Genomic DNA, 23,663 nt, shown 5'->3' on the forward strand with positions numbered 1-23,663 from the left:
TTCACGCCGCCGCGGCCTTTTTCACCAGGTTTTCGAGCCCGTCGATCTCGCTCGTGTGCGCGGAAAAGATCGTCGCGAACACTTCGTCGTGGTTGCGGAACGCCTTGAATTCCAGCGAGTTTCCGCTCGGGTCGCTGAGGAACATGGTGGCGTGTTCGCCCGGCAGGTCGCGCATGCGCACGTGCGGCGGGTCGATGAAGCCGTAGCCGCGTTGCTTGATCCGTTCGGCCAGTTCGCTCCAGTCGCGCCAGTTCAAGTTCATGCCGAAATGCGGCACCTTGACCGTTTCGCCGTAGAACGCCGAGCCGAACGCGGCGTCGCCGGTCGCTTCTTGCGGCGCCTGGTGGATCACCAGATGGTGGCCGTAGAAATCCAGGTCGATCAGGTTTTTGGTCGAGCGGCCCTGGCCGGCGCCGAGCACGTCGCAGTAGAACGCGCGCGCCTGTTGCAGGTCGTGCACGCCGATGGCGAGGTGGAACTGGGCGATGCGCGCGTCCGCGTCCGCCGCCGGCAGCGCGGACGCGCCGTCGCTGGCGCCGCGCGCGACCGCGCCCGGGTCGTCCGCGGTCGCCGCGGCGTGGATGTGGTTCCAGAACGATTGCCAGGCCTGCATGCTGTCGCGGTAGCCGCGTTCCAGGCCGGCGACGCTGCCGGCGTCCATGCGGCCGACCTCGTCGCCGATCAGCGCGCGCAGCTTCTCGCGATGGGCGATGTCGTGTTCGCCGACGTGCAGATCCCAGAACGTCCAGTCGATCCGCTCGCGATGCTCGCGCACGTAGGGATTGCGGATCAGATGCTCGTACAGGCGCGCCAGATAGACCTGGCAGACGCATTCGCCGCCCATGCCGCGCAGGCCGACGCCGTAGGCCGGATCGCTGTCGGCGGCGACCAGCCGCGCGCGCGCCGCGTCGAGCAACGCGAGATTGGCCGCCAGCGGCAAGCGATCGCGCGGCGCGTGATCGATGCCCAGGCTGGCGAGAAAATCGTCGTAGAGCTGCGGATGCGCCTGCGCGGCGTCGCCGCTGCCGAGTTCGTCGAACAGGATGTCGGCGAGGAAACTGCGCATGCGCCCGGGCGGCAGCCGCGCGATCAGCAGGGCGATGTCGGCGATGTAGTAATCGGTGAAACATCGGTACTGCGCCAGCAGCGCGAACAGCCGCGGCGGTTCGGCGGTTTCCACGAACGCGAACAGGGCGCCGGCGTGGTCGACGGTCTGGCGTTGCAGATCGTCGGCCAGCGTCCAGAACGCGCGCAGGTCGAAGGCGGAGGGCGACGGCGCCTGGGGCGCGGGGTGGGTCTTCATGGCGATGGTCCTTCCTATCGTCGAGGTGGACTGAAGGACGTCGGCGGCGAGCGCCGACGGCGGAGCCGCGAGGCGCTCGGTTGCATGAGCGTGGGATGGCAGCGTGCTCGCGGCGAGGCACGCGGTGTTGCCGCATCGAATCGAACACGCCGCCGGGCGCGACCGCGGTGTCGCGATCACGAAAGGGAGAATCGCGACAATTTCATGCGAAACGCAGGGGCGCGTTGTGCGTCGCAGCGCGATGCCGATTCGCGCCCGCTGAGAGGCGCGTTATGTAGGAGCGACGCGAGCCGCGACCGCGAAACTCGGCTTACCTCGCAAGCGCGATGTCGCGGTCGCGGCTTGCGCCGCTCCTACAGGGGGCTGCGTGAGAGATTAGTGGGGCTTGCCGAGCGTCTTGGCGAACAACTTCAACGCCTGCTCGACCGCCGTGCGATGCGCCTTTTCCTGCGGCCCGGTCTTCGCGCACAACGCGAGCTTCTCGCGTCCGGCCGCGATGCAAGCGGACAGGAACGCGTAATGCCCGACTTCGGGCAACGCGGTCAGCCGCGCATTGGGAATCCCCTCGGCGGCCGGACGCGCGTTGCTGTCGAGCGAGGCGATGGTGTCGGCCTCGCCGGCGACGATCCGCACCGGCACGCCGATGGCTTTCAGGCTTTCCGGCGTGAACGCCTGCACCAGCGCCGGCGCCATCGCCAACACCGCCTTGACCGCGGGCAGCGAATGGTCGGCGCCGGCGGTGGCTTCCAGCGCGGCCACATCGGGGCGCTGCAAGGCTTGGCGCATATCGGCTTCGGTGATCGCGAATTCGAGCTGCGGCCGGCACACGCCGTCGTCGGGGTGGGCGTGACAGTAGTCGAGCAGGCGCTGGCGGTCGAAGCGCGCGCCGGCCAGGGCCAGCGCGGTGAAGCCGCCGGCGGAGAAGCCCGTGGCGCCGACGCGGGTCGGATCGATGTGCGGGCCGAACTGCGGATCGGCGGCGACCGCGGCCAGCGCGCGCTTGAGGTCTTCGGCGCGTTCCCACCACAGGATCGCGCCCGGCACGGTCATGCGGTCGACGCCGTTGTTGCCGGGATGGTCGACGCCGATCACCACGTAACCGGCCTGCGCCAGCGGCGCGGCGAACCAGCCCATCATCCGCGCGCTGCCGCCGAAGCCGTGCGACAGCAGCACGACCGGGCGCTTGCGGCCGGGCCCACCGCTGTTCGAAGGCGTGTCGTCGGCGAACGGCGCGTCGTCGGCGAGCGCGGCGACTTTGAAGAACGGCGCGTCCGGCGGGCCCAGCGCGACTTCTTTCGCGACGGTTCCGGCGCGGGCGGGATACCACACCGTCACCCGCAACTGGTCGCGCCCTTCGGCGTCGCGCGCCGCGGCGCTGGGTTGGACGGCGACGCGGTGGGTTTCGCCGGCGACGTAACGCGGCGCGGCCAGCGCCGGTGCGGCAGCGAACCACGCGGCCAGGGTCAGCAGGGCGAGAGGCTTGAGCTTCATGCGTGCTCCGACGGTCGGCGACGCGGAACGCTAGCACGCCCGTTCGGACGGCGTCGTAGGCCGGAAGTGATGCGCAGGCTTGGGCTGGCCGTGTAGGAACGGCGCGAACCGCGACTGCGACTTCCGGCATACGGCGTATGCGCGGTTTCGCGGTCGCGGCTCGCGCCGCTCCTACAGGGGGGCTTCGATCAGGACTTGAGGAAGTCCAGCAGATCCTGGTTGAGCTTGTCCTTGTGCGTATCGGTCAGGCCGTGCGGCGCGCCCGGGTACACGATCAGCTTGCTGTTCTTGACCAACTGGGCCGAGGCGCGGCCGGCAGCGTCGATCGGCACGATCTGGTCGTCGTCGCCGTGCACGATCAGGGTCGGCACGTCGAACTTCTTGAGGTCTTCGGTGAAATCGGTGGCCGAGAACGCGGCGATGGAGTCGTAGGTGCTCTTGTGCCCGCCCCACATGCCCTGCATCCAGAACGAGTCGATCATGCCCTGCGACGGCGTCGCGCCTTCGCGGTTGAAGCCGAAGAACGGGCCGCTGGCGATGTCGATATACAACTGCGAGCGGTCCTTGACCGAACCTGCGCGCAGACCGTCGAAGACCTCGATCGGCAGGCCGCCGGGGTTGGCGTCGGTCTTCAGCATCAGCGGCGGCACCGCCGAGATCAGGCCGGCCTTGGCGACCCGCGCGGTGCCGTGGCGGCCGATGTAGCGCGCCACTTCGCCGCCGCCGGTCGAGAAGCCGAACAGCGCCGCGCCCTTGATGTCGAGGTGTTCGAGCAACTGCGCCAGATCGTCGGCGTAATGGTCCATGTCGTTGCCGTCCCACGGCTGGCTGGAGCGGCCGTGGCCGCGGCGGTCGTGGGCGATGACGCGGTAGCCGTGCGCGGCCAGGAAGAACATCTGCGATTCCCAGCTGTCCGCGCTCAGCGGCCAGCCGTGGCTGAAGACGACGGGCTGGCCGTCGCGCGGGCCCCAGTCCTTGAAATAGATCTGCACGTCGTCGCGGGTGGTGAAAGTGGCCATGAGATCGCTCCGGTGATCGAACGGAAAAGAAGGGGAACGCGCCGCCGCGGATCGGCGGCGCGGAGGTTGCAGGAGTGGGGTGCAGCGCTTCGAGGCTGGACGACGCGGGTTACGGTGCAGTGTCGACCAGCACCAGTTCGGCGTCTTCCAACGCGGTCACGCGGATGCGCGCCTGGTCGCGGATCGCGGCGCCGTCGCGCGCTTCGACCACGATGCCGTCGACGTCGACGCGGCCCTTGGCCGGCACCAGATAGCCGTAGCGCTGGCCGTCGAAGGCGTAGTCGGCCGATTCGCCCTTGGCCAGGGTCAGGCCGAGCACGCGGGCGTTGGCGCGGATCGGCAGCGCGTCCTCGTCGCCGTCGATGCCGCTGGCCAGGACCACGAAGCGGCCGCCGCGGTCGTCCTTCGGGAACGGCTTGGCGCCCCAGGTCGGCGCGCCGCCGCGGGCGTCGGGGATGATCCAGATCTGGAAGATCCGGGTGGTGCCCGACTCCAGGTTGTACTCGGCGTGCTGGATGCCGCTGCCCGCGCTCATTACCTGCACATCGCCGGCTTCGGTGCGGCCACGGTTGCCGAGGTTGTCCTGGTGGCTGATCGCGCCGTCGCGGACGTAGGTGATGATCTCCATGTCGGCGTGCGAATGCGGCGGGAACCCGGTGTTGGCGGCGATGGTGTCGTCGTTCCAGACCCGCAGCGCGCCCCAGCCCATGCGCTGGGCGTCGCGGTAGCCGGCGAACGAGAAGTGGTGCTTGGCGTCGAGCCAGCCGTGGTTTTCGCCGCCGAGGCTGGCGTAGGGGCGCAGTTCGATCATGTCGGCGTTTCCTTGTGTGTGCGGTCGATGGGGAAACGATAGGCCGCTGCGATTGGGTTTAGAATAGAAACGATAGAAAACCATCGTTTCCAAAAAGGACATGATCGAACCATGATCCGACTGCCCGACCTGGAAGCCTGGGCGATCTTCGCCAAGGTCGCCGAACTGGGCTCGTTCGCCCGCGCGGCGGAGGAGCTGAGCCTGTCGCAGGCGACCGTGTCCAAGGCGGTGACGCGCCTGGAAACCCGGCTCAAGACCGGCCTGCTGCACCGCACCTCGCGGCGGATTTCGCTGACCGAGAGCGGCCGCGCCGCGCTCGAGCGCGCGGCGCGGATCCTGGCCGAGGGCGAGGCGGTCGAAGCCGAGGTCACCGCGCAGGCGCGCAGCCCGCGCGGGCGGGTGCGGCTGGCCGCGCCGATGTCGTTCGGCATCGCCCACCTGGCGCCGCTGCTGCCGCAGTTCATGGCCGAGTATCCCGAGATCGCGCTGGACATCGATTTCGACGACGGCGTCACCGATCTGGTCGGCGGCGGCTACGACCTGGCCCTGCGCATCTCCGCGCTGGCCGATTCGAGCCTGCTGGCGCGGCGCCTGTGCGGCGTGCGCATCGTGCTGGTGGCCGCGCCCGCGTACCTGGACGCGCGCGGCCGGCCGAGCCATCCGCGCGAGCTCGCCGCGCACAGCGCCTTGGCCTACGCGTACTCGCGCTTCGGCAACGCCTGGCGCTTCCACCACGCGCGCCACGGCGATTTCTCGCTGAGCGTGCCGGCGCCGCTGCGGGTCAACAACGCCGAAGCCTTGAACCCGGCGTTGCTGGCGGGGTTGGGCCTGGCGCTGCAACCCGAGTTCCTGGTCTGGCGCGAACTGCGCAGCGGCGCGCTGGAGGCGGTGATGCCGCAATGGGCGCCGCCGCCGATCGCGCTGCACGTGGTCACGCCGCCGGGCCGCGCGCGGCCGGCGCGGGTGCAGGCCTTGATCGAGTATCTGGCCGGCAAGTTCGAATCCGCGCCGTGGGCCGATCCGCGCGGGTGAGGGCGACGCGGGCGAGGGCGACGCGGGCGAGCGCGTGAGCGAACGTGAGCGCGCGCGGGTTCGCGTTTTGCGCGCCCGCTGCGTCGGAATGGATACGGCGCCGGCCGTCGCGGCCGCATCCGTAATCACTCAAACGCTAAGGAGATGGCGATGTCCGCATCGAAGCGCATTACCGCAACGATCGTGCTGTTGCTCGCGTTCCAGGCCTGGGCGCCGGCGCAAGCCGCCAGCCTGCAGATCTGGAACGGATTCGCCTGGACGGACACGGGGTACGTGCGTTTCCGCGGTCCGGTCCAGTTCTCTTATGTGCGTTGGACCTTGCCCTGCGACATGGTCGTGTCGGTGACGGTCCTCAATGGCACCCCGAGCGTCACCGGCGCTTCGTTCAGCGGCAGCACGGGCTGCGCTTCGACCGCTGCGCAGGCCCTGTCCTGGCCCATCGCGATCTGGCCGTCTCCAGGCTCGACGGTGCCGGTCGTCGGCGCGCCGACGCCGAATCCGCCGGTGTACACGCTGGAACTGTTGGATGTGCGCTTCGCGGTCGGCGCGCCGCTCAATGTGTTCTGCCCGAGCGCCACCGGCACCCACGACATCACCGCCTATCTGGACAGCACCAACTTCGTCGGCAGCAACAACAAGCTGGTGTTCGACTCGGCGCTGGGGCCGTGCAGGTTGCGCACTCAGACCTTCTCCGCCCTGGAAGCCGACGTGCCGCTGCGGGTGATCTGACCGAGCCGCCGTCGTTCGATATCGACGCCCACGGCGGCGGCCCATCGCCGCCGCCTCAAGCCCTGCGCCCGACCAGCCCGTGATCCATCGCCAGCCGCACCAGCGCGCCTTCGCCGCGCACGTCGAGCTTGCTCAGCGCCCGCGCGCGCAAGGTGCGCACGGTCGATTCGGCGACATGCAGCGCGGTCGCGATGTCGCGGTTGCGCTGGCCGTCCAGCAGCATCCGCGCGACTTCCAGCTCGCGCGGGCTGAGCCGGTCGAACGGCGAGGATTCGAACAGCAGCCGGCCGCCGAGCGAATCGTCGATGAAGCGGCGGCCGGCGGCGACTTCGCGCAGCGCCCGCACCACCACCGCGCCGTCGCGCGACTTGGACACGTAGCCCAGGGCCCCGGCGGCGAGCAGGCGCCGCGGCAGCGGCCCGTCGCCGACCGCCGAGACGATCAGGATCCGCAGCGCCGGATCGCGTTGCAGCAGGCGCCGCACCAGGGTCAGGTCGTCGCCGTCGGGGCGGTTGAAGCCGCACAGCGCCACGTCGGCCCGCGACTGCGCCATCCGCAGCACCGCCTCGTGCGGATCGCCGGCTTCGCCGACCACATCGATGTCGCTGTGCGCGCCGAGGATCCAGCGCAGTCCGAGCCGGACCAGCGGCTGGTCGTCGACGATGAACACCCGGATCATGTCCCTATCGCTCCGTAGATGATGCGAGCGAATTTCCAGGCCGTTTCCAAGGTCCGCAACTCGCCCGCGGGCAAAGTGCGGTACGCCGACGCGAACGTCGGCGGATGCCTACGTTACGTAACCGGATGTGTACGCCGGCGTAGACGCGCGCCGACGCCGAATCGGGGTTTTCCTACATCCGTCACGTTTGCCGTTTGCTAGCGTGGCCTCGCCCCGCAGCGCGGGCCCGAACCGGAGTAGCGATGTCCACGTCGATGACGATCTACGAAGTCGTTCCGCACGCGTCGAGCTTCTGGCGGCTGCGCATCAACGGCGCGCACGAGATCGCGTTCCCGAACCGCGACATCGCCCGCGCCGCGGCGCGGGTGCGCGCGCGCCGCCACAACCAGGACACCGGCGGCCATGCCGAGGTGTGGGTCGCGCGGCGCGACGGGCGCATGGACCGCGAGGCGGTGTTCGTCGGCGGCGCGACCGGCGCGCTGTGCGCGGAGTGGCGGCGGCAGTGACGCCGCGGCGTCGGCGGGCACGGTTACGCCGCGCCCGTTCATGCGATTAGGCTTGCGCGGTCGAACCTCGCCCGCTGCGGCCGCAACGCGCGCGCAGCGCCGGGCCCGACGTCCCCTTCCTCGATTCGCCAGGACGACGATGAACCGCCGCATGGAGCTTGCCCGCGCACCGCTTGCGCTTTGCCTGATGTTTTCCTTCGCCGCGTTCGCGGCGCACGCCGTCGGCGCCGAGTCCGCCGCGGCCGCGCCGCGCGAGGCCGACACCCGCGAGGGCTACCGGCTGTGCCTGAAAGCCGCCGCCGCCAACGCCGCGATGATGGACTGCGCCGCGGTCGAATACCGTTACCAGCAGCAGCGCCTGGACAGCGTCTACGCCGAACTGAAGCGGCGACTGCCGAAGGACGCGCAGGCGCGCATGCAGACCCGGCAACGCGAGTGGACGCAAGGCCGCGAACGTCGTTGCGCGCCCGGCGAAGACGGCTCGCTCGCCGCGCTGGACGCGGCGATGTGCCGGGTCGACGAGACCGCGCTGCGCGCCGCCGAACTGGAAGCGCGGCTCGCGCGCTGAACGGGGCGCACGCGCGTGCACGAATACGCCTGCGCGCGCGCAGGCGCAAGCGCCGTACCGCGTCGGCCCATACCGCGGCGAAGCTTGTGGCTGCCGCCGCCGAACCACTACACTCGGCGCGCTACAGGTGTCCTGCCGCCCGCTCCAGGCGAGCGCGCAGGGTGAAACGGGAAGCCGGTGCGGACGCGAGTCCAAACCCGGCACTGCCCCCGCAACGGTAGGCGAGAAAAACCGGCATCGGCCACTGCGCGAACGCGCGGGAAGGCGCCGGCGGGACGCAACCGCGTCGCTCGCGAGTCCGGAGACCGGCCTGTGGCGGACAGCATGCAGCGGCCGCGACCTCGTCGCGGCGCGACGCGCTGTTCTCCTCGGGCGTTGCGGCGGGCGACCTGACGAGCGGATGCGGTGCGGCGCGCGTGCGCCCGCCTTTCGCCCGGTCTTCGTTCGCGCATCGCCCGCCTTCGCGGGTGTGCGATCCGGAGACCAACATGAACGAAATGCACCGCGTCGCGACCGATGTCGCGACCGTCAAGCTGCTGATCGACGGCGAATTCGTCGAATCGCGCAGCGCGCACTGGCGCGACGTCGTCAATCCCGCGACCCAGGCCGTGCTGGCGCGCGTGCCGATGGCGACGCCCGAGGAAATCGACGCCGCCGTCGCCGCCGCGCAGCGCGCGTTCGCGAGCTGGCGCAAGACCCCGATCGGCGCGCGCGCGCGGATCTTCCTCAAATACCAGCAGCTGATCCGCGAGCACATGGGCGAGCTGGCGGCGATCCTGACCGCCGAGCAGGGCAAGACCCTGCCCGACGCCGAAGGCGATGTGTTCCGCGGCCTGGAAGTGGTCGAGCACGCCGCCGCGATCGGCAACCTGCAACTCGGCGAACTGGCCAACAACGTCGCCGGCGGCGTCGACACCTACACCCTGCTGCAACCGCTCGGCGTGTGCGCCGGCATCACCCCGTTCAATTTCCCGGCGATGATTCCGCTGTGGATGTTCCCGATGGCGATCGCCACCGGCAACACGTTCGTGCTCAAGCCGTCGGAGCAGGATCCGATGGTGACGATGCGGCTGGCGGAGCTGGCGCTGCAAGCCGGCATCCCGCGCGGCGTGCTCAACGTCGTGCACGGCGGCGAAGACGCGGTCAACGCGATCTGCGATCACCCCGACATCAAGGCGGTCTCGTTCGTCGGCTCGACCAAGGTCGGCACCCACGTCTACCGGCGCGCCTCGCTGGCCGGCAAGCGCGTGCAATGCATGATGGGCGCGAAGAACCATGCGGTGGTGCTGCCCGACGCGAACAAGGAACAAACCCTCAACGCGCTCGCCGGCGCCGCGTTCGGCGCGGCCGGTCAGCGCTGCATGGCGGCGTCGACCGCGGTGTTGGTCGGCGCGGCCAACGAGTGGATTCCCGATCTCGTAGCCAAGGCGAAGGCGCTCAAGGTCGGCGCCGGCACCGACGCCGGCACCGACGTAGGCCCGGTGATTTCCTGCGCCGCGCGCGAACGCGTCGAAGGCCTGATCGCTTCGGGCGTGGCGCAGGGCGCGACGCTCGAACTCGACGGCCGCGCGCCGGCGGTCGACGGTTTCGAGCGCGGCAATTTCGTCGGCCCGACGGTGTTCTCCGCGGTCAAGCCCGGCATGCGCATCTACGACGAGGAAATCTTCGGCCCGGTGCTGGTGATCCTGAGCGCGGACACGCTCGACGAGGCGATCGCCCTGGTCAACGCCAATCCCAACGGCAACGGCACCGCGATCTTCACCCAGTCCGGCGCGGCCGCGCGGCGTTTCCAGGAAGACATCGACGTCGGCCAGGTCGGCATCAACCTGCCGATCCCGGTGCCGGTGCCGCTGTTCTCGTTCACCGGCTCGCGCGCGTCCAAGCTCGGCGACCTCGGCCCGTACGGCAAGCAGGCGGTGGCGTTCTACACCCAGACCAAGACCGTCACCGCGCGCTGGTTCGACGACGACACCGCGGGCCATGGCGTCAACACCACGATCAGCCTGAAGTAATGGCCGCGGTCATGAACTGGCAGGCCCACGCGGCCGCGCCGACCGGGCTCAGCGAGGAACAGGCGGCCTACCGCGAAGCCGCGCGCGATTTCGCCCGCGCGCAGCTGGCGCCGCACGCGGCGCAATGGGACGCGCACAGCGTATTCCCGCGCGAAGCCATCGCCCAGGCTGGCGAGTTGGGCTTCTGCGGGCTGTACGTCGACGAGATCGCCGGCGGCTCGGGCCTGACACGGCTCGACGCGGCGATCGTGTTCGAGGAGCTGGCCGCGGCCGATCCGTCCACCGCGGCCTTCATCAGCATCCACAACATGGCGACCTGGATGTTCGCCGCGCACGCCGGCGAGGCGGTGCGCGCGCACTGGGGCGCGGAACTGGCCAGCGGCCGCAAGCTGGCCTCGTATTGCCTCACCGAACCCGGCGCCGGGTCGGACGCGGCCTCGCTGCGCACGCGTGCGGTGCGCGACGGCGGCGAGTACGTGATCGACGGCGCCAAGGCCTTCATCTCCGGCGCCGGGTCCACCGACCTGCTGGTGGTGATGGCGCGCACCGGCGGCGACGGCGCGCGCGGCATCAGCGCGTTCGCGGTGCCGGCCGACGCCGCGGGCATCGTCTACGGACGCAAGGAAGAAAAGCTGGGCTGGAACAGCCAGCCCACGCGCGGGATCTCGTTCGAAGGCGTGCGGGTGCCGGCGAGCCATCTGCTCGGCCGCGAAGGCGACGGCTTCAAGATCGCGATGAAAGGGCTCGACGGCGGCCGCCTCAACATCGCCAGCTGCTCGCTCGGCGCCGCGCAGGGCGCGTTGGACGCAGCGCGCCGCTACATGGGCGAGCGCCGCCAGTTCGGCAAGAAGCTCGCCGAGTTCCAGGCCTTGCAGTTCAAGCTGGCGGACATGGCCACGCAACTGATCGCCTCGCGGCAGATGGTCCACACCGCCGCGCGCAAGCTCGACGCCGGCGCCGGCGACGCCACGGTGTGGTGCGCGATGGCCAAGCGCTTCGCCACCGACGCGGGCTTCGCGATCTGCAACGAAGCGCTGCAGATCCACGGCGGCAACGGCTACATGCGCGAATACCCGATCGAACGGCTGCTGCGCGACTGCCGCGTGCACCAGATCCTGGAAGGCACCAACGAGATCATGCGCGTGATCATCGCGCGCCACCTGCTCAACAGCGACGAGGAATTGCGATGAGTTCCAGTGCGAACAAGGCTTACGCGGGCCTCAAGCTGCGCATCGACGGCCACACCGCGGTGGTGGAGCTGAGCAACCCGCCGGCCAACACCTGGACCCGCGACAGCCTGGCCGCTTTGCGCGACCTGGTCCGCGACCTCGACGCCGACCGCGAGGTCTACGCGCTGGTGATCGTCGGCGAAGGCGAGAAGTTCTTCAGCGCCGGCGCCGACCTCAAGCAGTTCGCCGACGGCGACAAGGCGCGCGCGCGCGAAGCCGCGCGCCGCTTCGGCGAAGCCTTCGAAACCCTCAGCGCGTTCCGCGGCGTGTCGATCGCCGCGATCAACGGCTACGCCATGGGCGGCGGCCTGGAATGCGCGCTGGCCTGCGACCTGCGCATCGTCGAGGAACAGGCGCAGCTGGCGCTGCCGGAGGCGACGGTCGGCCTGCTGCCGTGCGCCGGCGGCACCCAGAACCTGCCGCGGCTGGTCGGCGAAGGCTGGGCCAAGCGCATGATCCTGCTCGGCGAACGCATCGACGCGGCGACCGCGCTGCGCATCGGCCTGGTCGAGGAAGTGGTGGCCAAGGGCCAGGCGCTGACGCGCGCGCTGGAATGGGCCAAGCAAGCGGAAAAGCAGAGCCCGACCAGCGTCGCCGCGTGCAAGGCGCTGGTCCAGGCGACCCGCAGCCAGCCGCACGCGACCGCGCTGGTGCGCGAGCGCGAGGCCTTCGTCGACTTGTTCGACAGCGCCGACCAGGCCGAAGGCGTGGCCGCGTTCCTGGAAAAGCGCGCGCCGCAGTGGAAGAACGCATGAACGCGAACCTCAAGTCCGAAGCGCAAGACGCCGCGCCCGCCGCGCCGGTGCGCTTCGAAGAACGCGAAGGCGCGTACGGCCGCATCGGCATCGCCACGCTCGACGCGCCGGCGACCTTGAACGGCCTGTCGCTGGAGATGGCGCAGCGGCTCGACGCGCAGCTGCGGCGCTGGGCCGACGACCCGACGCTGGCGATGGTGTGGCTGCAAGGCGCGGGCGAAAAAGCCTTCTGCGCCGGCGGCGACCTGCACGGCCTGTACCGCGGCATGCGCGAGCAGCAGGCGCGCGGCCGCTGGGGCGGCGACGATTTCGCCGATCCGCGCGGCAACGTCCATGCCGAGGCGTTCTTCGAAACCGAATACCGCCTCGACTACCGCATCCATACGTTTCCCAAACCCTTGCTGTGCTGGGGCCACGGCATCGTCATGGGCGGCGGCATCGGCCTGATGGCCGGCGCCAGCCATCGGGTGGTCGGCGAGCGCTCGAAGCTGGCGTTCCCGGAAATCACCGTCGGTTTGTATCCCGATGTCGGCGGCAGTTGGTTGCTGGCGCGGGTGCCCGAGCGCGCCGGCCTGTTCCTCGCCCTGACCGGCGCGCCGCTCAACGCCGGCGACGCGATCCGCGCGGGTTTGGCCGATCACTACCTGCCCGAAGCCGCGCGCGCGCAGGCGCTGGACGCCGCGCTCGCCGCGCCGTGGAGCTTCGACGCCGCGCGCGACCGCGCGACCCTGACCGTGCTGCTGCAAAGCCTCGCCGAACCGGCCCCGGCGGGACCGCTGCAACAGCGCGCCGACGCCGTCGCCGCGCTGTGCGCCGGCGATTCGCTGGAAGCCATCATCGGCCGCATCGAGGCGATCGACGCCGACGACGCGTGGTTGCAGAACGCGCGCAAGACCCTCGCCGCCGGCGCGCCGGGTTCGGCGCGGCTCGGCTTCGAACTGCAGCGCCGCGCCGCGTCGCTGTCGTTGGCCGACACCTTCCGCATGGAATATTGGGTCTCGCTGCATTGCGCCGCGCACGGCGATTTCGCCGAGGGCATCCGCGCGCTGCTGATCGACAAGGACCGCAACCCGCGCTGGAACCCGGCGACGCTGGCGCAGGCCGACGCGCACTGGGCCGCCGCTTTCTTCCACGTGCCCGAACCGGCGCGGCCGCATCCGCTGGCCGACCTGGGCGCCGCCACGGAGCCGCGCGCATGAGCCGCATCGCCTTCATCGGCCTGGGCCACATGGGCGGCCCGATGGCCGCCAACCTGCTCAAGGCCGGGCACGAAGTCCACGTGTTCGATCTGGTGCCGGCCGCGGTCGACGCGGCGGTCGCGCTCGGCGCGCACGCGCAGGCGAGCGCGGCCGACGCGGTGCGCGGCGCCGACGCGGTGATCTCGATGCTGCCGGCCAGCCGCCACGTCGAAGCCCTGTACCTCGGCGACGACGGCCTGCTCGCGCGGATCGCGCCGGGCGCGCTGGCGATCGATTGCAGCACCATCGCGCCGGCGTCGGCGCAGAAGGTCGCTGCCGCGGCCGCCGCGCGCGGCGTGGCGATGATCGATGCGCCGGTGTCCGGCGGCACCGCCGGCGCGGCCGCGGGCACGCTGACCTTCATCGTCGGCGGCGACGCCGCGGCGCTGGAGCGCGCGCGCCCTTGGCTGGAGGCGATGGGCCGCAACGTGTTCCACATGGGCGGCAACGGCGCCGGCCAGGTCGCCAAGCTGTGCAACAACATGGCGCTCGGCGTCATCATGGCCGCGACCGGCGAAGCGCTCGCGCTCGGCGCCGCGCATGGCCTCGACCCGGCCGCGCTGTCGAAGATGATGGCGGTCAGCACCGGCCGCAGCTGGGCCACCGAAGTCTGCAATCCCTGGCCCGGCGTGCTCGAGAACGCGCCGGCCTCGCGCGGCTACAGCGGCGGCTTCGGCAACGACCTGATGCTCAAGGACCTCGGCCTCGCCGCGGAAGCGGCGATGAGCGCCGGCTCGCCGATCCCGCTCGGCGAACTGGCGCGCAATCTGTACGCGCTCAACGGCCGCGCCGGCCGCGGCGGGCTGGATTTCTCCAGCGTGATCCAGTTGCTGGCGCGCCAGGAGTCGGCCGGGTGAGCGTGCAGCGAGGCGAGCTGGCCCTGCCGGGCGATGCGCAGCGCCTGCTGCTGCACTCGTGTTGCGCGCCGTGCTCGGGCGAGGTCATGGAGGCGCTGCTGGCCGCCGGCATCGACTACACGATCTTCTTCTACAACCCCAACATCCATCCGGTCAAAGAGTACGAGCTGCGCAAGGACGAGAACGTGCGCTTCGCCGCGCAGCACGGCGTACCGTTCGTCGACGCCGACTACGACACCGATAACTGGTTCGCCCGCGCCAAGGGCATGGAGAACGAGCCCGAGCGCGGCATCCGCTGCACCATGTGCTTCGACATGCGCTTCGAGCGCACGGCGCTTTACGCGCACGAGCACGGCTTCGCCGCGATCAGCAGTTCGCTGGGCATCTCGCGCTGGAAGAACATGGAGCAGATCAACGACTGCGGCCACCGCGCCGCGGCGCGCTATCCGGAGCTGGTCTACTGGGACTACAACTGGCGCAAGGGCGGCGGTTCCCAGCGCATGATCGAGATCAGCAAGCGCGAGCGCTTCTATCAGCAGGAGTACTGCGGCTGCGTGTACTCGCTGCGCGACACCAACCGCCACCGCAAGGCGCAGGGGCGCGAGCGGATCCGCATCGGCACGGTCTTCTACGGCGACGACGGCGGCGATTCCGGATCGGGCTGAGCGCGAAGCCGCGCCGTCCGGCTATTGACCCGGACGCCGTAGGCGCTTGAAATCCAGGCTCCGCCGCGCGCCGGGAGCGCCGCCATGCCGCCGCCGATCGAAGTCGAACTGGTCGCGCACGACCCGCGCTGGGCGCAGGCCGCGGCCGAGCGCGCGCGTGCGCTGGCGGCGGCGATCGGGCCGGCGCTGATCGGAGTCGAGCACATCGGCTCGACCGCGATCGCCGGCATCCGCGCCAAGCCGGTGCTCGACCTGATGCCGTTGGTGCGCGATCTGGCCGAGCTCGATGCGCGCCGCGGCGAAGTCGAGGCGTTGGGCTACCAGTGGTGGGGCGAATACGGCTTGCCGGGGCGGCGCTACTGCACTTTGTCCGACCCCGACGGCGGCCGCCGGCGGGTGCAGGCGCATTGCTATGCGTCCGGCTCGGCCGAGGCGATCCGGCATCTGGCGTTCCGCGACTATCTGCGCGCGCATCCTGACATCGCCGCCGACTACGACGCGCTGAAACAGCGCTGCCGCGACCGCCATCCGATGGATTCGCACGCCTACAGCGAGTGCAAGAACGACTGGATCCAGCGGGTCCAGGCGCAGGCGTTGCGCTGGTACCCGCAACGCTGAGCGCGGCCGCGCATCGCGCGCGCCGCGCCCCGGGGCTTACTTCAGCGGCGCCAGCGCCAGCGCGGTGTAGAGCTCGTTCTGCGCCTTCTTCGCCAGCGAGCGCGGCACCTTGACCAGGAAACCGTCGCCGGACAGACCGACATCGCCCTGGGTCACCAGGCCGTTGATGCGCACGTAGCTCTTGAGCGACCAGCGGCCGTCCTTGCGGTCGACTTCCAGGAACATCGGCGCGGTCAAAAAGCCCGTGCCCTTTTGGTAGACGCGCCGTTCGCCTTCGCTGCGCTTGAGCGCATAGCCGTTGCGCCCGGCCCAGCCCTGGGCGAGCGCGTAGACGTCCTGGTCGTAAGCGAATTCGACGTAGTCGAACTGATGTTTGCCGTTCTTGGCGATGAGGGCCATGACGGCGAGGAAGCCGAGGCCGCACAGGCCGCCGAAGACGGCCATTACGATGATCGAAACCATGTCTGTCCTTAGAGCTGGAGGCGGACGCCGGCGCTGCGGGGCGGTGCGTTCGGGCGGCGTCCATTGCCGTGATGCGCCGATGGCCGGCGCTGGGGGACCGGCGCGCGGCCGGCGCCGGATGCTAGCAAGGCGCCGACTGCGTCGCAATCTCCGGGTCGGCGGCGACGATGGCGCCGAACCGGATCGGCGGCGCGCGCGCGTTCGCGACAGCGTTCGCGCGCGCAAGGCGCAGCATTGCGTACACGCCGCGACGCATCCATCAAAGAATTCCCAACGCGTTGCGGCGCGCGGCTCGGTCAAGCGAACACGGCGAAAAACCGCGGAAAATCCGCGCTACGCCGTTTCTCACGTTGCCTCACCCATGCTTGCATCGACGTAACGATGCGGTCCTCAGTCCGAATGAGTTGCGCTTTGCAGTAAGCGAATTCCCTGTTTTTCAGCGGCCGCTTTGCCGTCCCTTGTCACGTTATCGATGGTTAGGAAGCGATACAAAGCGAGAAAATCGCGCGGCCGACTTCTGCGATGATGGACTCGGCATCGCAACCTCGAACGTTGTAGCGACACACCGTCCGACAAAAAAAGCAGGGGGAATCATGGCCGCGTCTTCGCGCCTTCCCGTGGCGCTGCTCGGCAGCGCCGTCTTGATCCTTGGCGTTTTCATCTGGAAGCCCTGGAGCGCGCCGCGCGCGCCCGCGCCGCAAGCCGCGCCCGCGGCGGTGGCCGACGACGGCATCGGCGCGGCGCCCGCGGCGCAGATCGGCGAAGCGCCGCAGCTCACGCCGCAACAGCAGCAAGCCGTCATCGCCGAGAAAACCCGCAGCGCCGCGCCGCAGGCGCAGCCGCCGCGCACGTTCAAGGGCCCCGACGGCAAGCAGCACGAGATCGTCTACAACCAGGGCCTGGCGCTGTCGGCCGGCGCGCGCGAGGAACTCAAGCGCCAGCGCCTGCAGCAGATGCGCGAGCAGCCCGAGGCGATTTCCAAGATCTACGGCATCGGCCGCGACGAAATCGCCGCCGTTCTCGCCGGCAAGCAACCTTTCCCCGACCGGCTGATCGACCAGTAGCGCCGGCCGCCCCGCAGTAACGCAACGCATCGCGCGTTGTCCGTGTTCCGGCCTCCAGCGCTTCGGGCCGGAGCGAACTCCCATGGGCGCTCGCCCGTGGCCTTGTTATGGACGAGAGAGGACTGAGCTATGAAAGCCCGTCGTACTTATTGCCTGTTGGCCGCGGCGTTGCTGAGCGGCAATGCGTTGGCGCAAACCGCCGACGGTTTCGGCACGATCCTGCGCCTTCCGCTGGTCGTGAACAGCAGCACCTACTCCTCCACGGTGTTCGTGCGCAACGCCGGCACCGCGACCGCCAGCGTCAAGATGACTTATTACGGAGCCCCTGGAACCCCGTTCGCCGGCGAGCGGCCTTGCACCACGCTGAGCATCGCGCCCAATGCGGTGGTCTCCGGCAACCTCGCCGACCTGTGCGCGGTGCCGGTCAGCGCCAGCAGCAACTACGGCCAGGTCGCGTTCGAAGAACAAAGCGCGGCCAACATCCCGATCTCGGGCTATAGCCGGGTGCAGTCGTTCAGCGGCGCCGGCTTCTCGGTGGAAGCGTTCAAGGTCGGCTCCTTCGTCAGCGGCGCCAACGAGTCCGTCGTCACCGGCCTGCGCCGGCAGGCCGCGGCGCCGGGCTACCAGAGCAACTGCTTCGTCGGCGCGTTCGGCGAAGCGGCCCAGGTGACCTGGCAGCTGCGCGATTCGTCGGGTTCGCAGCTCGGCAACCAGCAGATCGTCAACCTCAGCGCTAACGAGACCGTGCGCGTGCTCGACGTGTTCACCGCGGCCGGCGCGCCGGCCGGCGACTACAGCAATGTGCAGGCGACCTTCCGCGGCACCACGGCCAGCGCCAACCCGGCGTTCGCCGCGTACTGCACGACGCAGGAGAACGTCGGCTTCGGCGGCGACTTCCGCATCGCCAAGACCGCCGACCCGCAGGACGACCGTTCCAAGAAGATCGGCACCTCCAGCTCCAGCGCGCTGGGCACCTTGCTCGGCCTGCTGAGCGGCCAGGACCGTTTCGGCCTGTACCTGCAAGCGCCCGACTACGTCAGCTGCCGCATCGACGGCACCGGCGCGCCGCAGCTGGAAATGCGGCTGGAGGACCCGCAGGGCAACGTGGTCGCGGGCGGCAACAACATCAACTCGTTCCAGAAGGTGTATCTGGGCGATCGCGGCGCCCGCAACGGCGGCGTCAACGGCCTGTACGTGCTCAAGGTCGAGTCGCGCAACCTGTTGTCGCTGATGATCAACTACGGCGTGACCTGCGAGAGCGGCAACGGCGCCAATCCGCCGCTGTTCGTCGGCCACGCGATCGCCGAGGAGTTCTGATCGCGCGGTCCGCGTAACCCAGACCGAACCGAAGCCGCGTCCGCATCCGTGGGCGCGGCTTCTTTCGTTTCAGCGCCGACGCAGCGCGCCGAGCGCGAACCCGGCCAGGGCGAACGCGGCCTCGCCGGCGGTGATCGCCACGCGCCAGGCCAGCGCCAGCATCGCCGCGTTGCCGGCGCCGACCAGCGGCGCCAGGCACCAGAACAAACCCGCTTCGCGCACGCCGAGGCCGGCCGGCACCAACACCGCCAGCACGCCGGCCAGGCCGGCCAGACACAGCGCGGCCGCGGCCTGCAGCCAGTCGATGCGCAAGCCGAAGCCGGACACCAGTACCGCGAACGCGGCGCACATCGCCGCGTAGGCGAGCAGTTGCAGCAGCCACACCCGCGCCAGCACGCCGCGTTCGGGCAGGCCTTGGTTCCAGCCGGCCAACGGCGCCGGCAAGCGCGCGGCCAATGCGGCCGGCAGTCGACGCCATAGCGCGGCGACGCTGACTGCGACCGCGAAGGCGAGCAGCGCGGCCTGCATCGCCGATCCAAGTTGCGGCGACAACGCCGCCGGCGCCGCCGCGGCGGCGATGGCCGCGCTGATCCCCAACGACAGCAGTTGTTCGCGCACGAACAGCACGAAGGTCAGCGCCGGCCGGCGTTCCTGCGCGTACAAGGCGCTGCGCGCCACACCCTGCCAGATCTTTCCGGGCAGGTACTTGCCCGGCAGGCTCTGGCCCCAGCGCAGCAGGTCGGGGTAGAGCTGGTCCGGTTCCCAGCGGCCGCGCGCGAACAGGTGCCAGGCCAGGGCGAAGGCGAGCTGCATCGCCAGGCACAGCGCCAGGGTCAGGGCGAGGTCGGCCGCGTCCAGGCGTTGCCACAGCGGCAGCCACTGCGCGCGCCGCGACCACGCCTGTTGCGCGACCAGCGCCAGCGCGGCCAGGCCGAGCAGCCAGCCGGCGGCGCGGCCGCCGCGGCGCAGGGCTTCAGCCCAGCGCATCGAGGCGCTCGGCGTAAGCCTGGGCCATGCCGCGCCACGAGCAGTGAGCGAGCGCATGCGCATGCGCGGCGCGGCCGCGTTCGCGCAGGGCGGCGCGGTCGCCGAGCAAGCCGGCGATCGCCGCGATCCAGGCCGGCGCATCGGCTTCAGGCAACAACCGGCCCAGCGCGGGATCCGACAGCGCGTCGCGCAAGCCTTCGAGGTCCGCGGCCACCACGTAACGCCCGCTCATCGCCGCTTCCAGCGCGACCAGGCCGAAGCCTTCCGGATCGCCGTCGACGCGCCGGTTCGGCATCAGCGCCAGATCGCAGGCGGCGAGCCGTCGCGCCTTTTCGTCTTCGTCGACATCGCCCCACAACCGCACCCGCTCGCGCAGGCCGCGCTGGGCGATCGCGCGTTCCAGCGCGGCGCGCTGCGGGCCATCGCCGACGATGTCGAGCACGACCGCGCGCGGCAGCGCCGGCATCACCGTCTCGACGAACCACAGCGCGCCCTTGCGCGGCACCAGCCGGCCGAGGATCAACAACCGCGGCGCGTCGGCCGGCGCCGCGTCGCTCGCATCCGCCGCGTCGACGCCGGGATGCGCCAGCGCGCAGCGCGCCGGTTCGATGCCGGCGCCGACGAGCCGGTCGCGCACATAGCGGCTGATGCAGAAGTACAGGTCGAACCGGCCCCAGAAGAACCGGCGCAGATAGGCCGGATAACCGCGGCGGGGATAGGTGATGTCGAGCCCGTGCACGACCACCGCGACCGGCACGCCGGCCCAGCGCGCCGGCAGCGCCAGCAGCGACAGCACCGGATCGCCGAGCAGCAGCACGCGCACGCGTCCGCGCAACAGGCCCGCGCACAGGCGCAGCAGCGCCCACATCACGAACAGCGGCAAGCCCCATTGGCCGCGGCGCCAGCGCAGCAGGGTCAGCGGCCGCAGCGCGCCGAGCTCGCCGGCGATGCGCGCGCTGAGCCGCTGCATGCCGCCGCGCGAGGGCGGGAACTTGCGGGTGATGTACCAGATCGACTGCAAGCGATGGGGGGCGCAGGGTTCGGCGGCGTTGGGTGCGCGACGATCGGTCGACCTCAAGCCGGCGGCCGCCATTCCGCCCGGCGCCGGCTCTGCTGCTGTTCTTCGAGCAGGCGCCGGTTGACCACCAGCTGGTTGGCCAGCAGTCCCACCGCCGCGCCGACCGTGCCGATCACGATGAGCAACGCCGACAGGATCAACGACTGCACGTGGCCGTCGCCGGCGCCGTGGGCGTAGTGATAGAGGAAGCGCGCGCCGATCAGCGCGCCGGCGCCCATGCACAGCGCCGACGGCGCGAGGAAGAACTCCAGCGGCCGGTACGTCAGGAACGAGCGCACGATGGTCAGCATCGAGCGGGTCACGTATTGCGGCACGCTGCGGATCAGGCGCGAGGGCCGGGTCGGCGGATTGACCTCGACCGGCAGCGCGTCGACGCGCAGGCCCGATTGCCCGGCCTGGATCAGCGTTTCCAGGGTGTAGGTGTAGTTGGAATAGACGTTCAGGCGCATCGCCGCGTCGCGGCTGTAGGCGCGGAAACCGCTGGTGGCGTCGTCCACGCGCACGCTGGCGGCGGCGCGCACCACCGCGCTGCCGAGCCGTTGCAAGCGCTTTTTCCACCACGGGAAATGGGCGATGCGCTCGATCGGGCGGCAGCCGACCACGATGTCGGCGCGGCCGGCGAGCACGCCCGCGACCAGGCCCGGAATCGCGCCGGCGTCGTATTGGTTGTCGCCGTCGACGTTGACGATGACGTCGGCGCCGCGCCGGCAGGCGGCTTCCAGCCCGGCGCAGAACGCGCGCGCCAGGCCGCGGTTGTGCGGCAGGCGCAGCACCGCGTGGGCGCCGTGGGCGAGGGCGACGCGCGCGGTGTCGTCGCTGGAGCCGTCGTCGATGACCAGCCATTCGACTTCGTCCACGCCCGGCAAGCGCCGCGGCAGCGCGGCCAGGGTCGCCGGCAGTTGCTCGGCTTCGTCGCGGCACGGCAGCTGGATCACCACCTTGACCGGCTTGCGCGCGTAACGGGCCTCCTGCGCCGGCGCCGGATCGGCGCGCAGCGGGCCGCCGGCGAACAGCGGGCCTTCGGCTCGGAGCGACCTGCGTGCATTCATCGGGCGATCTCCTCTCGGTTGCGGCGGACGTCCGCCGCAGGTGTCGATCGTTCGGGTGTTCGGTAGCGTCCGGCGCGCGTCCTGGCGCGCCTCAACGTTGGATGCGGCTGACCTGCCAGTCGCCGCCTTCCTGGTAGGTGCCGTGGGCCAAGGGTTCCAATGAAGTAACGCGGCGCAGCCGCTGCAACGGCAACACCGCCACCGCCGTCGCGCCGGCGATCGGCGCGCTCTTGGGATGCACCACCCAGCACTCGCCGCTGGCGGGGCAAAAGCGCGCCGGATCGTTCTGGGCAGCCGGCGCCACCGCCGCCACGCCGAAGCCGCTGAGCAAGGCGCTGGTCAGCGGCCCGGAATACTGCACGTAGACGACGCGGTCGCGCGGCACGCGTTCGGCGATGGCGCGGATCGAGGCGAGCATGCCGGCGTCCTCGCGCAAGCGCAGGGTGTCGCGTTGCTGCCACAGCAGGTTCGCGCCCAGCGCCAACGCGGCGACCGCGGCGAGCGCCTGCAAGGTCGCGCGCGGCAGGCGCCGGCCCAAGCGCGCCGCGGCGTACGCGGCCAGCGCGATGCAGGCCGGGAACACCGCCGGCAGCCAGCGCCGCGAGGCCCAGATGTGGTCGGGCGAGACCATCGGCCGCCACAGGTAGACCACGGTCGGGACCAGCAGGAACACCATGATCCACGCGCGTCCCGGCGACAGCTGGCGGGCGAACACCGCCTGCGCCGCCAGCGCCGCGCCGATGCCGGCGGCGAGGATCGTCGGCCACGACAGATACGCGGCGATGCCGGTCAGGCTGGCTTCGCGGTAGTCGCGCTGGCCGTTCAATTGCGGCACCAGCTTGGATTCGATCAACGCATACGGCGGCCAGTGCGGGCGGATCCACAGCGCGTAGACGAACAGCGCCGCGACCGCGGCGGCCGCCGGCCACGCCAGTCGCGGCGCGCGCGCGGCATGGGCGCGCAGCGCCGGCGCGCGCGCGGCCAGATGCGCGGCGAACGCGCACAGGGTCGTGGCGACCGCGGCCGCCACGACCAGATCGGCCAAGCCGAGCAGGTAGGGCTGCACGCAGGCGAGGAAGTAACCCATCGCCAGCGCGGCGACCGCGTAGCAGCCCAGGGCGGCCTCGCCGAGCGCCGCGGCGGCGCCGGGCTGGCGCGCGTCGCGGCCGAGCGCGGCGATCGACAGCGCCGCGGTCGCCGCGGCCAGGGCGAACACGATCGCGTCGATGCGCACGAAGCAGCCCATGCCGATCAGCGCGCCCGCGATCAGGCCCAGGCGGCGCGAACGCCGCGCGGCGGCGATGCTGGCGGCGAGCAGGCCGACCGCGAGAAACCACGCGCACAACGGCTCGCTGAGCGCGTTGCGCGACACCCAAATCTGCGCCGGCTGCAGCGCGAACACCGCCAGCGCCGGCACCGCCCAAGCGCGCGCGCGCGCCGGCAGCCAGCGCCGCAGCAGCGCATAGAAGGCCACGCAGTTGAGGACGCCGAGCACGGCGTTGAAGCGGAAGATGCCTTGCGGCCCGAGCGGCGCGCCGACCATCGCCATCCATGCCGGCGTGGCGGCGGAGAACTGGTAGGTCCAGCGTTCGCCGGTCGGGTACACGCCCGGCAGCTCCGGCGCCTGGCCTTTCTCGATCGCCTGGATCGACGGGTCCTGGGCGATGCCGAGCGCGGCCAGATCGATCGCCGAGCCGCCGGTGCGCAGCAAGTGCAGCGCGTGCTGGGCGTAGATGCCTTCGTCGCGCTCGCCGAGCAGGCTTTCCTTGGGATACATCGCGTAGAAGTAGCCCGCGACCGCGACGATCGCCGCGGCCGCCAGCGTCGCCCGCCCGTGCCGGCGCAGATGCGCGCGCGCGGACGCGGCGATGCCGTCGAACTTCGTCCACACGCGCTCGCGCCAGCACCACAGCGCGAGCAGCGCCCAGCCGGCCGAACCGATCGCCGCGGGGACGAACGCGCCCAGGCGCGCGAGCGCCATCATGACCAGCGTCGCGACCGCGCTGCCGATGCCGAGCGCGAGCAAGGGATGAAAGCGAAGGCGATGCGCGGGTTCGCCGGCGAAGGCCAGCACGAACGCACCCAGAGGGTAGATCGCGGGCCAGATGCCGAGCGCCGCCAGCGCCTTCAGATAATCCATCGAATGCCCCCTCGCCAGACATCGAGTCTACTGAGCACGTTTTTTGTGTACTGC

23 protein-coding genes and 1 riboswitch are annotated in these 23,663 nt (G+C 70.8%); of the genes, 13 read left to right on the top strand and 10 right to left on the bottom strand.

Going from position 1 to position 23,663, the window contains the following annotated elements; all coding sequences use genetic code 11:
• Position 1 precedes the first annotated feature (1 nt).
• The 4 genes from JHW38_RS19525 to JHW38_RS19540 all read right to left on the bottom strand — a co-directional run bounded on the left by JHW38_RS19525 (position 2) and on the right by JHW38_RS19540 (position 4,624).
• Positions 2-1,303: an iron-containing redox enzyme family protein gene (locus JHW38_RS19525; RefSeq protein WP_207522980.1), complete on the bottom strand. Its 1,302-nt coding sequence runs from the start codon at positions 1,301-1,303 to the stop codon at positions 2-4.
• A 375-nt stretch (positions 1,304-1,678) separates the two neighbouring features.
• Positions 1,679-2,794: an alpha/beta hydrolase family protein gene (locus JHW38_RS19530; RefSeq protein WP_207522981.1), complete on the bottom strand. Its 1,116-nt coding sequence runs from the start codon at positions 2,792-2,794 to the stop codon at positions 1,679-1,681.
• A gap of 188 nt (positions 2,795-2,982) precedes the next feature.
• The gene (locus JHW38_RS19535; RefSeq protein WP_207522982.1) at positions 2,983-3,813 is read right to left on the bottom strand and encodes an alpha/beta fold hydrolase; all 831 of its coding nucleotides are present in this window, start codon (positions 3,811-3,813) and stop codon (positions 2,983-2,985) included.
• Between the two features lie 109 nt (positions 3,814-3,922).
• A complete protein-coding gene (locus JHW38_RS19540; RefSeq protein WP_207522983.1) occupies positions 3,923-4,624 on the bottom strand; it encodes a pirin family protein in 702 nt (233 codons plus the stop codon).
• A gap of 111 nt (positions 4,625-4,735) precedes the next feature.
• Between JHW38_RS19540 and JHW38_RS19545 the strand changes: the two genes are divergently transcribed.
• Both JHW38_RS19545 and JHW38_RS19550 read left to right on the top strand, forming a co-directional pair.
• A complete protein-coding gene (locus JHW38_RS19545) occupies positions 4,736-5,656 on the top strand; it encodes a LysR family transcriptional regulator (RefSeq protein ID WP_207522984.1) in 921 nt (306 codons plus the stop codon).
• A gap of 150 nt (positions 5,657-5,806) precedes the next feature.
• Entirely contained in the window at positions 5,807-6,385 is a 579-nt protein-coding gene (locus JHW38_RS19550) for a hypothetical protein (RefSeq protein ID WP_207522985.1), read from the top strand.
• A gap of 55 nt (positions 6,386-6,440) precedes the next feature.
• Here JHW38_RS19550 and JHW38_RS19555 read toward each other — a convergent pair whose 3' ends face one another.
• Positions 6,441-7,064, bottom strand: a complete 624-nt coding sequence (locus JHW38_RS19555) for a response regulator (protein WP_207522986.1) — start codon at positions 7,062-7,064, stop codon at positions 6,441-6,443.
• Positions 7,065-7,306: 242 nt separating this feature from the next.
• On the opposite strand from JHW38_RS19555, the gene JHW38_RS19560 reads away from it, so the two are divergent.
• The 9 genes from JHW38_RS19560 (at position 7,307) to JHW38_RS19600 (ending at position 15,512) form a co-directional block, all read left to right on the top strand.
• Positions 7,307-7,570, top strand: coding sequence for a DUF2188 domain-containing protein (locus JHW38_RS19560; RefSeq protein WP_207522987.1), 264 nt, complete (start codon positions 7,307-7,309; stop codon positions 7,568-7,570).
• A 187-nt stretch (positions 7,571-7,757) separates the two neighbouring features.
• Positions 7,758-8,138: a lysozyme inhibitor LprI family protein gene (locus JHW38_RS19565; RefSeq protein WP_207522988.1), complete on the top strand. Its 381-nt coding sequence runs from the start codon at positions 7,758-7,760 to the stop codon at positions 8,136-8,138.
• A 108-nt stretch (positions 8,139-8,246) separates the two neighbouring features.
• Positions 8,247-8,466: riboswitch (cobalamin riboswitch) on the top strand.
• 169 nt (positions 8,467-8,635) lie between these two features.
• Positions 8,636-10,150 carry a CoA-acylating methylmalonate-semialdehyde dehydrogenase gene (locus JHW38_RS19570; RefSeq protein ID WP_207526433.1) on the top strand — a complete coding sequence of 505 codons (1,515 nt, stop codon included), beginning with the start codon at positions 8,636-8,638 and terminating at the stop codon, positions 10,148-10,150.
• Positions 10,151-10,161: 11 nt separating this feature from the next.
• Complete coding sequence (locus JHW38_RS19575) at positions 10,162-11,340, top strand: acyl-CoA dehydrogenase family protein (RefSeq protein WP_207526434.1); 1,179 nt, start codon at positions 10,162-10,164, stop codon at positions 11,338-11,340.
• Complete coding sequence (locus JHW38_RS19580) at positions 11,337-12,134, top strand: enoyl-CoA hydratase (protein WP_207522989.1); 798 nt, start codon at positions 11,337-11,339, stop codon at positions 12,132-12,134. Before JHW38_RS19575 ends, JHW38_RS19580 begins: the two co-directional genes overlap by 4 nt.
• Positions 12,131-13,333 (top strand): enoyl-CoA hydratase/isomerase family protein, encoded by a 1,203-nt coding sequence (locus JHW38_RS19585; protein WP_207522990.1) that lies wholly within the window; start codon positions 12,131-12,133, stop codon positions 13,331-13,333. Before JHW38_RS19580 ends, JHW38_RS19585 begins: the two co-directional genes overlap by 4 nt.
• The gene (gene mmsB / locus JHW38_RS19590) at positions 13,330-14,229 is read left to right on the top strand and encodes a 3-hydroxyisobutyrate dehydrogenase (RefSeq protein WP_207522991.1); all 900 of its coding nucleotides are present in this window, start codon (positions 13,330-13,332) and stop codon (positions 14,227-14,229) included. Before JHW38_RS19585 ends, mmsB begins: the two co-directional genes overlap by 4 nt.
• Positions 14,226-14,894 (top strand): epoxyqueuosine reductase QueH, encoded by a 669-nt coding sequence (locus JHW38_RS19595; RefSeq protein ID WP_207522992.1) that lies wholly within the window; start codon positions 14,226-14,228, stop codon positions 14,892-14,894. Before mmsB ends, JHW38_RS19595 begins: the two co-directional genes overlap by 4 nt.
• 84 nt (positions 14,895-14,978) lie before the next feature.
• Entirely contained in the window at positions 14,979-15,512 is a 534-nt protein-coding gene (locus tag JHW38_RS19600; RefSeq protein ID WP_207522993.1) for a GrpB family protein, read from the top strand.
• A gap of 36 nt (positions 15,513-15,548) precedes the next feature.
• Here the strand turns inward: JHW38_RS19600 and JHW38_RS19605 are convergent, their stop codons facing one another.
• Positions 15,549-15,974 (bottom strand): hypothetical protein, encoded by a 426-nt coding sequence (locus JHW38_RS19605; protein WP_207522994.1) that lies wholly within the window; start codon positions 15,972-15,974, stop codon positions 15,549-15,551.
• A gap of 167 nt (positions 15,975-16,141) precedes the next feature.
• On the opposite strand from JHW38_RS19605, the gene JHW38_RS19610 reads away from it, so the two are divergent.
• Both JHW38_RS19610 and JHW38_RS19615 read left to right on the top strand, forming a co-directional pair.
• Positions 16,142-17,038 (top strand): hypothetical protein, encoded by an 897-nt coding sequence (locus JHW38_RS19610; protein WP_207522995.1) that lies wholly within the window; start codon positions 16,142-16,144, stop codon positions 17,036-17,038.
• Between the two features lie 129 nt (positions 17,039-17,167).
• The gene (locus JHW38_RS19615) at positions 17,168-18,355 is read left to right on the top strand and encodes a hypothetical protein (RefSeq protein ID WP_207522996.1); all 1,188 of its coding nucleotides are present in this window, start codon (positions 17,168-17,170) and stop codon (positions 18,353-18,355) included.
• Positions 18,356-18,424: 69 nt separating this feature from the next.
• Here the strand turns inward: JHW38_RS19615 and JHW38_RS19620 are convergent, their stop codons facing one another.
• The 4 genes from JHW38_RS19620 to JHW38_RS19635 all read right to left on the bottom strand — a co-directional run bounded on the left by JHW38_RS19620 (position 18,425) and on the right by JHW38_RS19635 (position 23,609).
• A complete protein-coding gene (locus JHW38_RS19620; protein ID WP_207522997.1) occupies positions 18,425-19,342 on the bottom strand; it encodes a lysylphosphatidylglycerol synthase domain-containing protein in 918 nt (305 codons plus the stop codon).
• Positions 19,329-20,420 carry a glycosyltransferase family 4 protein gene (locus JHW38_RS19625; protein WP_207522998.1) on the bottom strand — a complete coding sequence of 364 codons (1,092 nt, stop codon included), beginning with the start codon at positions 20,418-20,420 and terminating at the stop codon, positions 19,329-19,331. The genes JHW38_RS19620 and JHW38_RS19625 overlap by 14 nt, the downstream gene beginning before the upstream one ends.
• Positions 20,417-21,469 (bottom strand): glycosyltransferase family 2 protein, encoded by a 1,053-nt coding sequence (locus tag JHW38_RS19630; RefSeq protein WP_207522999.1) that lies wholly within the window; start codon positions 21,467-21,469, stop codon positions 20,417-20,419. The genes JHW38_RS19625 and JHW38_RS19630 overlap by 4 nt, the downstream gene beginning before the upstream one ends.
• A 91-nt stretch (positions 21,470-21,560) precedes the next feature.
• Positions 21,561-23,609 (bottom strand): hypothetical protein, encoded by a 2,049-nt coding sequence (locus JHW38_RS19635; protein ID WP_207523000.1) that lies wholly within the window; start codon positions 23,607-23,609, stop codon positions 21,561-21,563.
• Positions 23,610-23,663: the final 54 nt, after the last annotated feature.

Origin of the sequence: Lysobacter enzymogenes (assembly GCF_017355525.1) — a bacterium.
Lineage (GTDB): Bacteria > Pseudomonadota > Gammaproteobacteria > Xanthomonadales > Xanthomonadaceae > Lysobacter > Lysobacter enzymogenes_C.

Excerpts from the sequence above, each read along its gene's own strand:
- JHW38_RS19525 (WP_207522980.1), bottom strand. The coding sequence starts at position 1,303 with ATGAAGACCCACCCCGCGCCCCAGGCGCCGTCGCCCTCCGCCTTCGAC.
- JHW38_RS19530 (WP_207522981.1), bottom strand. The coding sequence starts at position 2,794 with ATGAAGCTCAAGCCTCTCGCCCTGCTGACCCTGGCCGCGTGGTTCGCT.
- JHW38_RS19535 (WP_207522982.1), bottom strand. The coding sequence starts at position 3,813 with ATGGCCACTTTCACCACCCGCGACGACGTGCAGATCTATTTCAAGGAC.
- JHW38_RS19540 (WP_207522983.1), bottom strand. The coding sequence starts at position 4,624 with ATGATCGAACTGCGCCCCTACGCCAGCCTCGGCGGCGAAAACCACGGC.
- JHW38_RS19545 (WP_207522984.1), top strand. The coding sequence starts at position 4,736 with ATGATCCGACTGCCCGACCTGGAAGCCTGGGCGATCTTCGCCAAGGTC.
- JHW38_RS19550 (WP_207522985.1), top strand. The coding sequence starts at position 5,807 with ATGTCCGCATCGAAGCGCATTACCGCAACGATCGTGCTGTTGCTCGCG.
- JHW38_RS19555 (WP_207522986.1), bottom strand. The coding sequence starts at position 7,064 with ATGATCCGGGTGTTCATCGTCGACGACCAGCCGCTGGTCCGGCTCGGA.
- JHW38_RS19560 (WP_207522987.1), top strand. The coding sequence starts at position 7,307 with ATGTCCACGTCGATGACGATCTACGAAGTCGTTCCGCACGCGTCGAGC.
- JHW38_RS19565 (WP_207522988.1), top strand. The coding sequence starts at position 7,758 with ATGTTTTCCTTCGCCGCGTTCGCGGCGCACGCCGTCGGCGCCGAGTCC.
- JHW38_RS19570 (WP_207526433.1), top strand. The coding sequence starts at position 8,636 with ATGCACCGCGTCGCGACCGATGTCGCGACCGTCAAGCTGCTGATCGAC.
- JHW38_RS19575 (WP_207526434.1), top strand. The coding sequence starts at position 10,162 with ATGAACTGGCAGGCCCACGCGGCCGCGCCGACCGGGCTCAGCGAGGAA.
- JHW38_RS19580 (WP_207522989.1), top strand. The coding sequence starts at position 11,337 with ATGAGTTCCAGTGCGAACAAGGCTTACGCGGGCCTCAAGCTGCGCATC.
- JHW38_RS19585 (WP_207522990.1), top strand. The coding sequence starts at position 12,131 with ATGAACGCGAACCTCAAGTCCGAAGCGCAAGACGCCGCGCCCGCCGCG.
- mmsB (WP_207522991.1), top strand. The coding sequence starts at position 13,330 with ATGAGCCGCATCGCCTTCATCGGCCTGGGCCACATGGGCGGCCCGATG.
- JHW38_RS19600 (WP_207522993.1), top strand. The coding sequence starts at position 14,979 with ATGCCGCCGCCGATCGAAGTCGAACTGGTCGCGCACGACCCGCGCTGG.
- JHW38_RS19605 (WP_207522994.1), bottom strand. The coding sequence starts at position 15,974 with ATGGTTTCGATCATCGTAATGGCCGTCTTCGGCGGCCTGTGCGGCCTC.
- JHW38_RS19610 (WP_207522995.1), top strand. The coding sequence starts at position 16,142 with ATGGCGCCGAACCGGATCGGCGGCGCGCGCGCGTTCGCGACAGCGTTC.
- JHW38_RS19615 (WP_207522996.1), top strand. The coding sequence starts at position 17,168 with ATGAAAGCCCGTCGTACTTATTGCCTGTTGGCCGCGGCGTTGCTGAGC.
- JHW38_RS19620 (WP_207522997.1), bottom strand. The coding sequence starts at position 19,342 with ATGCGCTGGGCTGAAGCCCTGCGCCGCGGCGGCCGCGCCGCCGGCTGG.
- JHW38_RS19630 (WP_207522999.1), bottom strand. The coding sequence starts at position 21,469 with ATGAATGCACGCAGGTCGCTCCGAGCCGAAGGCCCGCTGTTCGCCGGC.
- JHW38_RS19635 (WP_207523000.1), bottom strand. The coding sequence starts at position 23,609 with ATGGATTATCTGAAGGCGCTGGCGGCGCTCGGCATCTGGCCCGCGATC.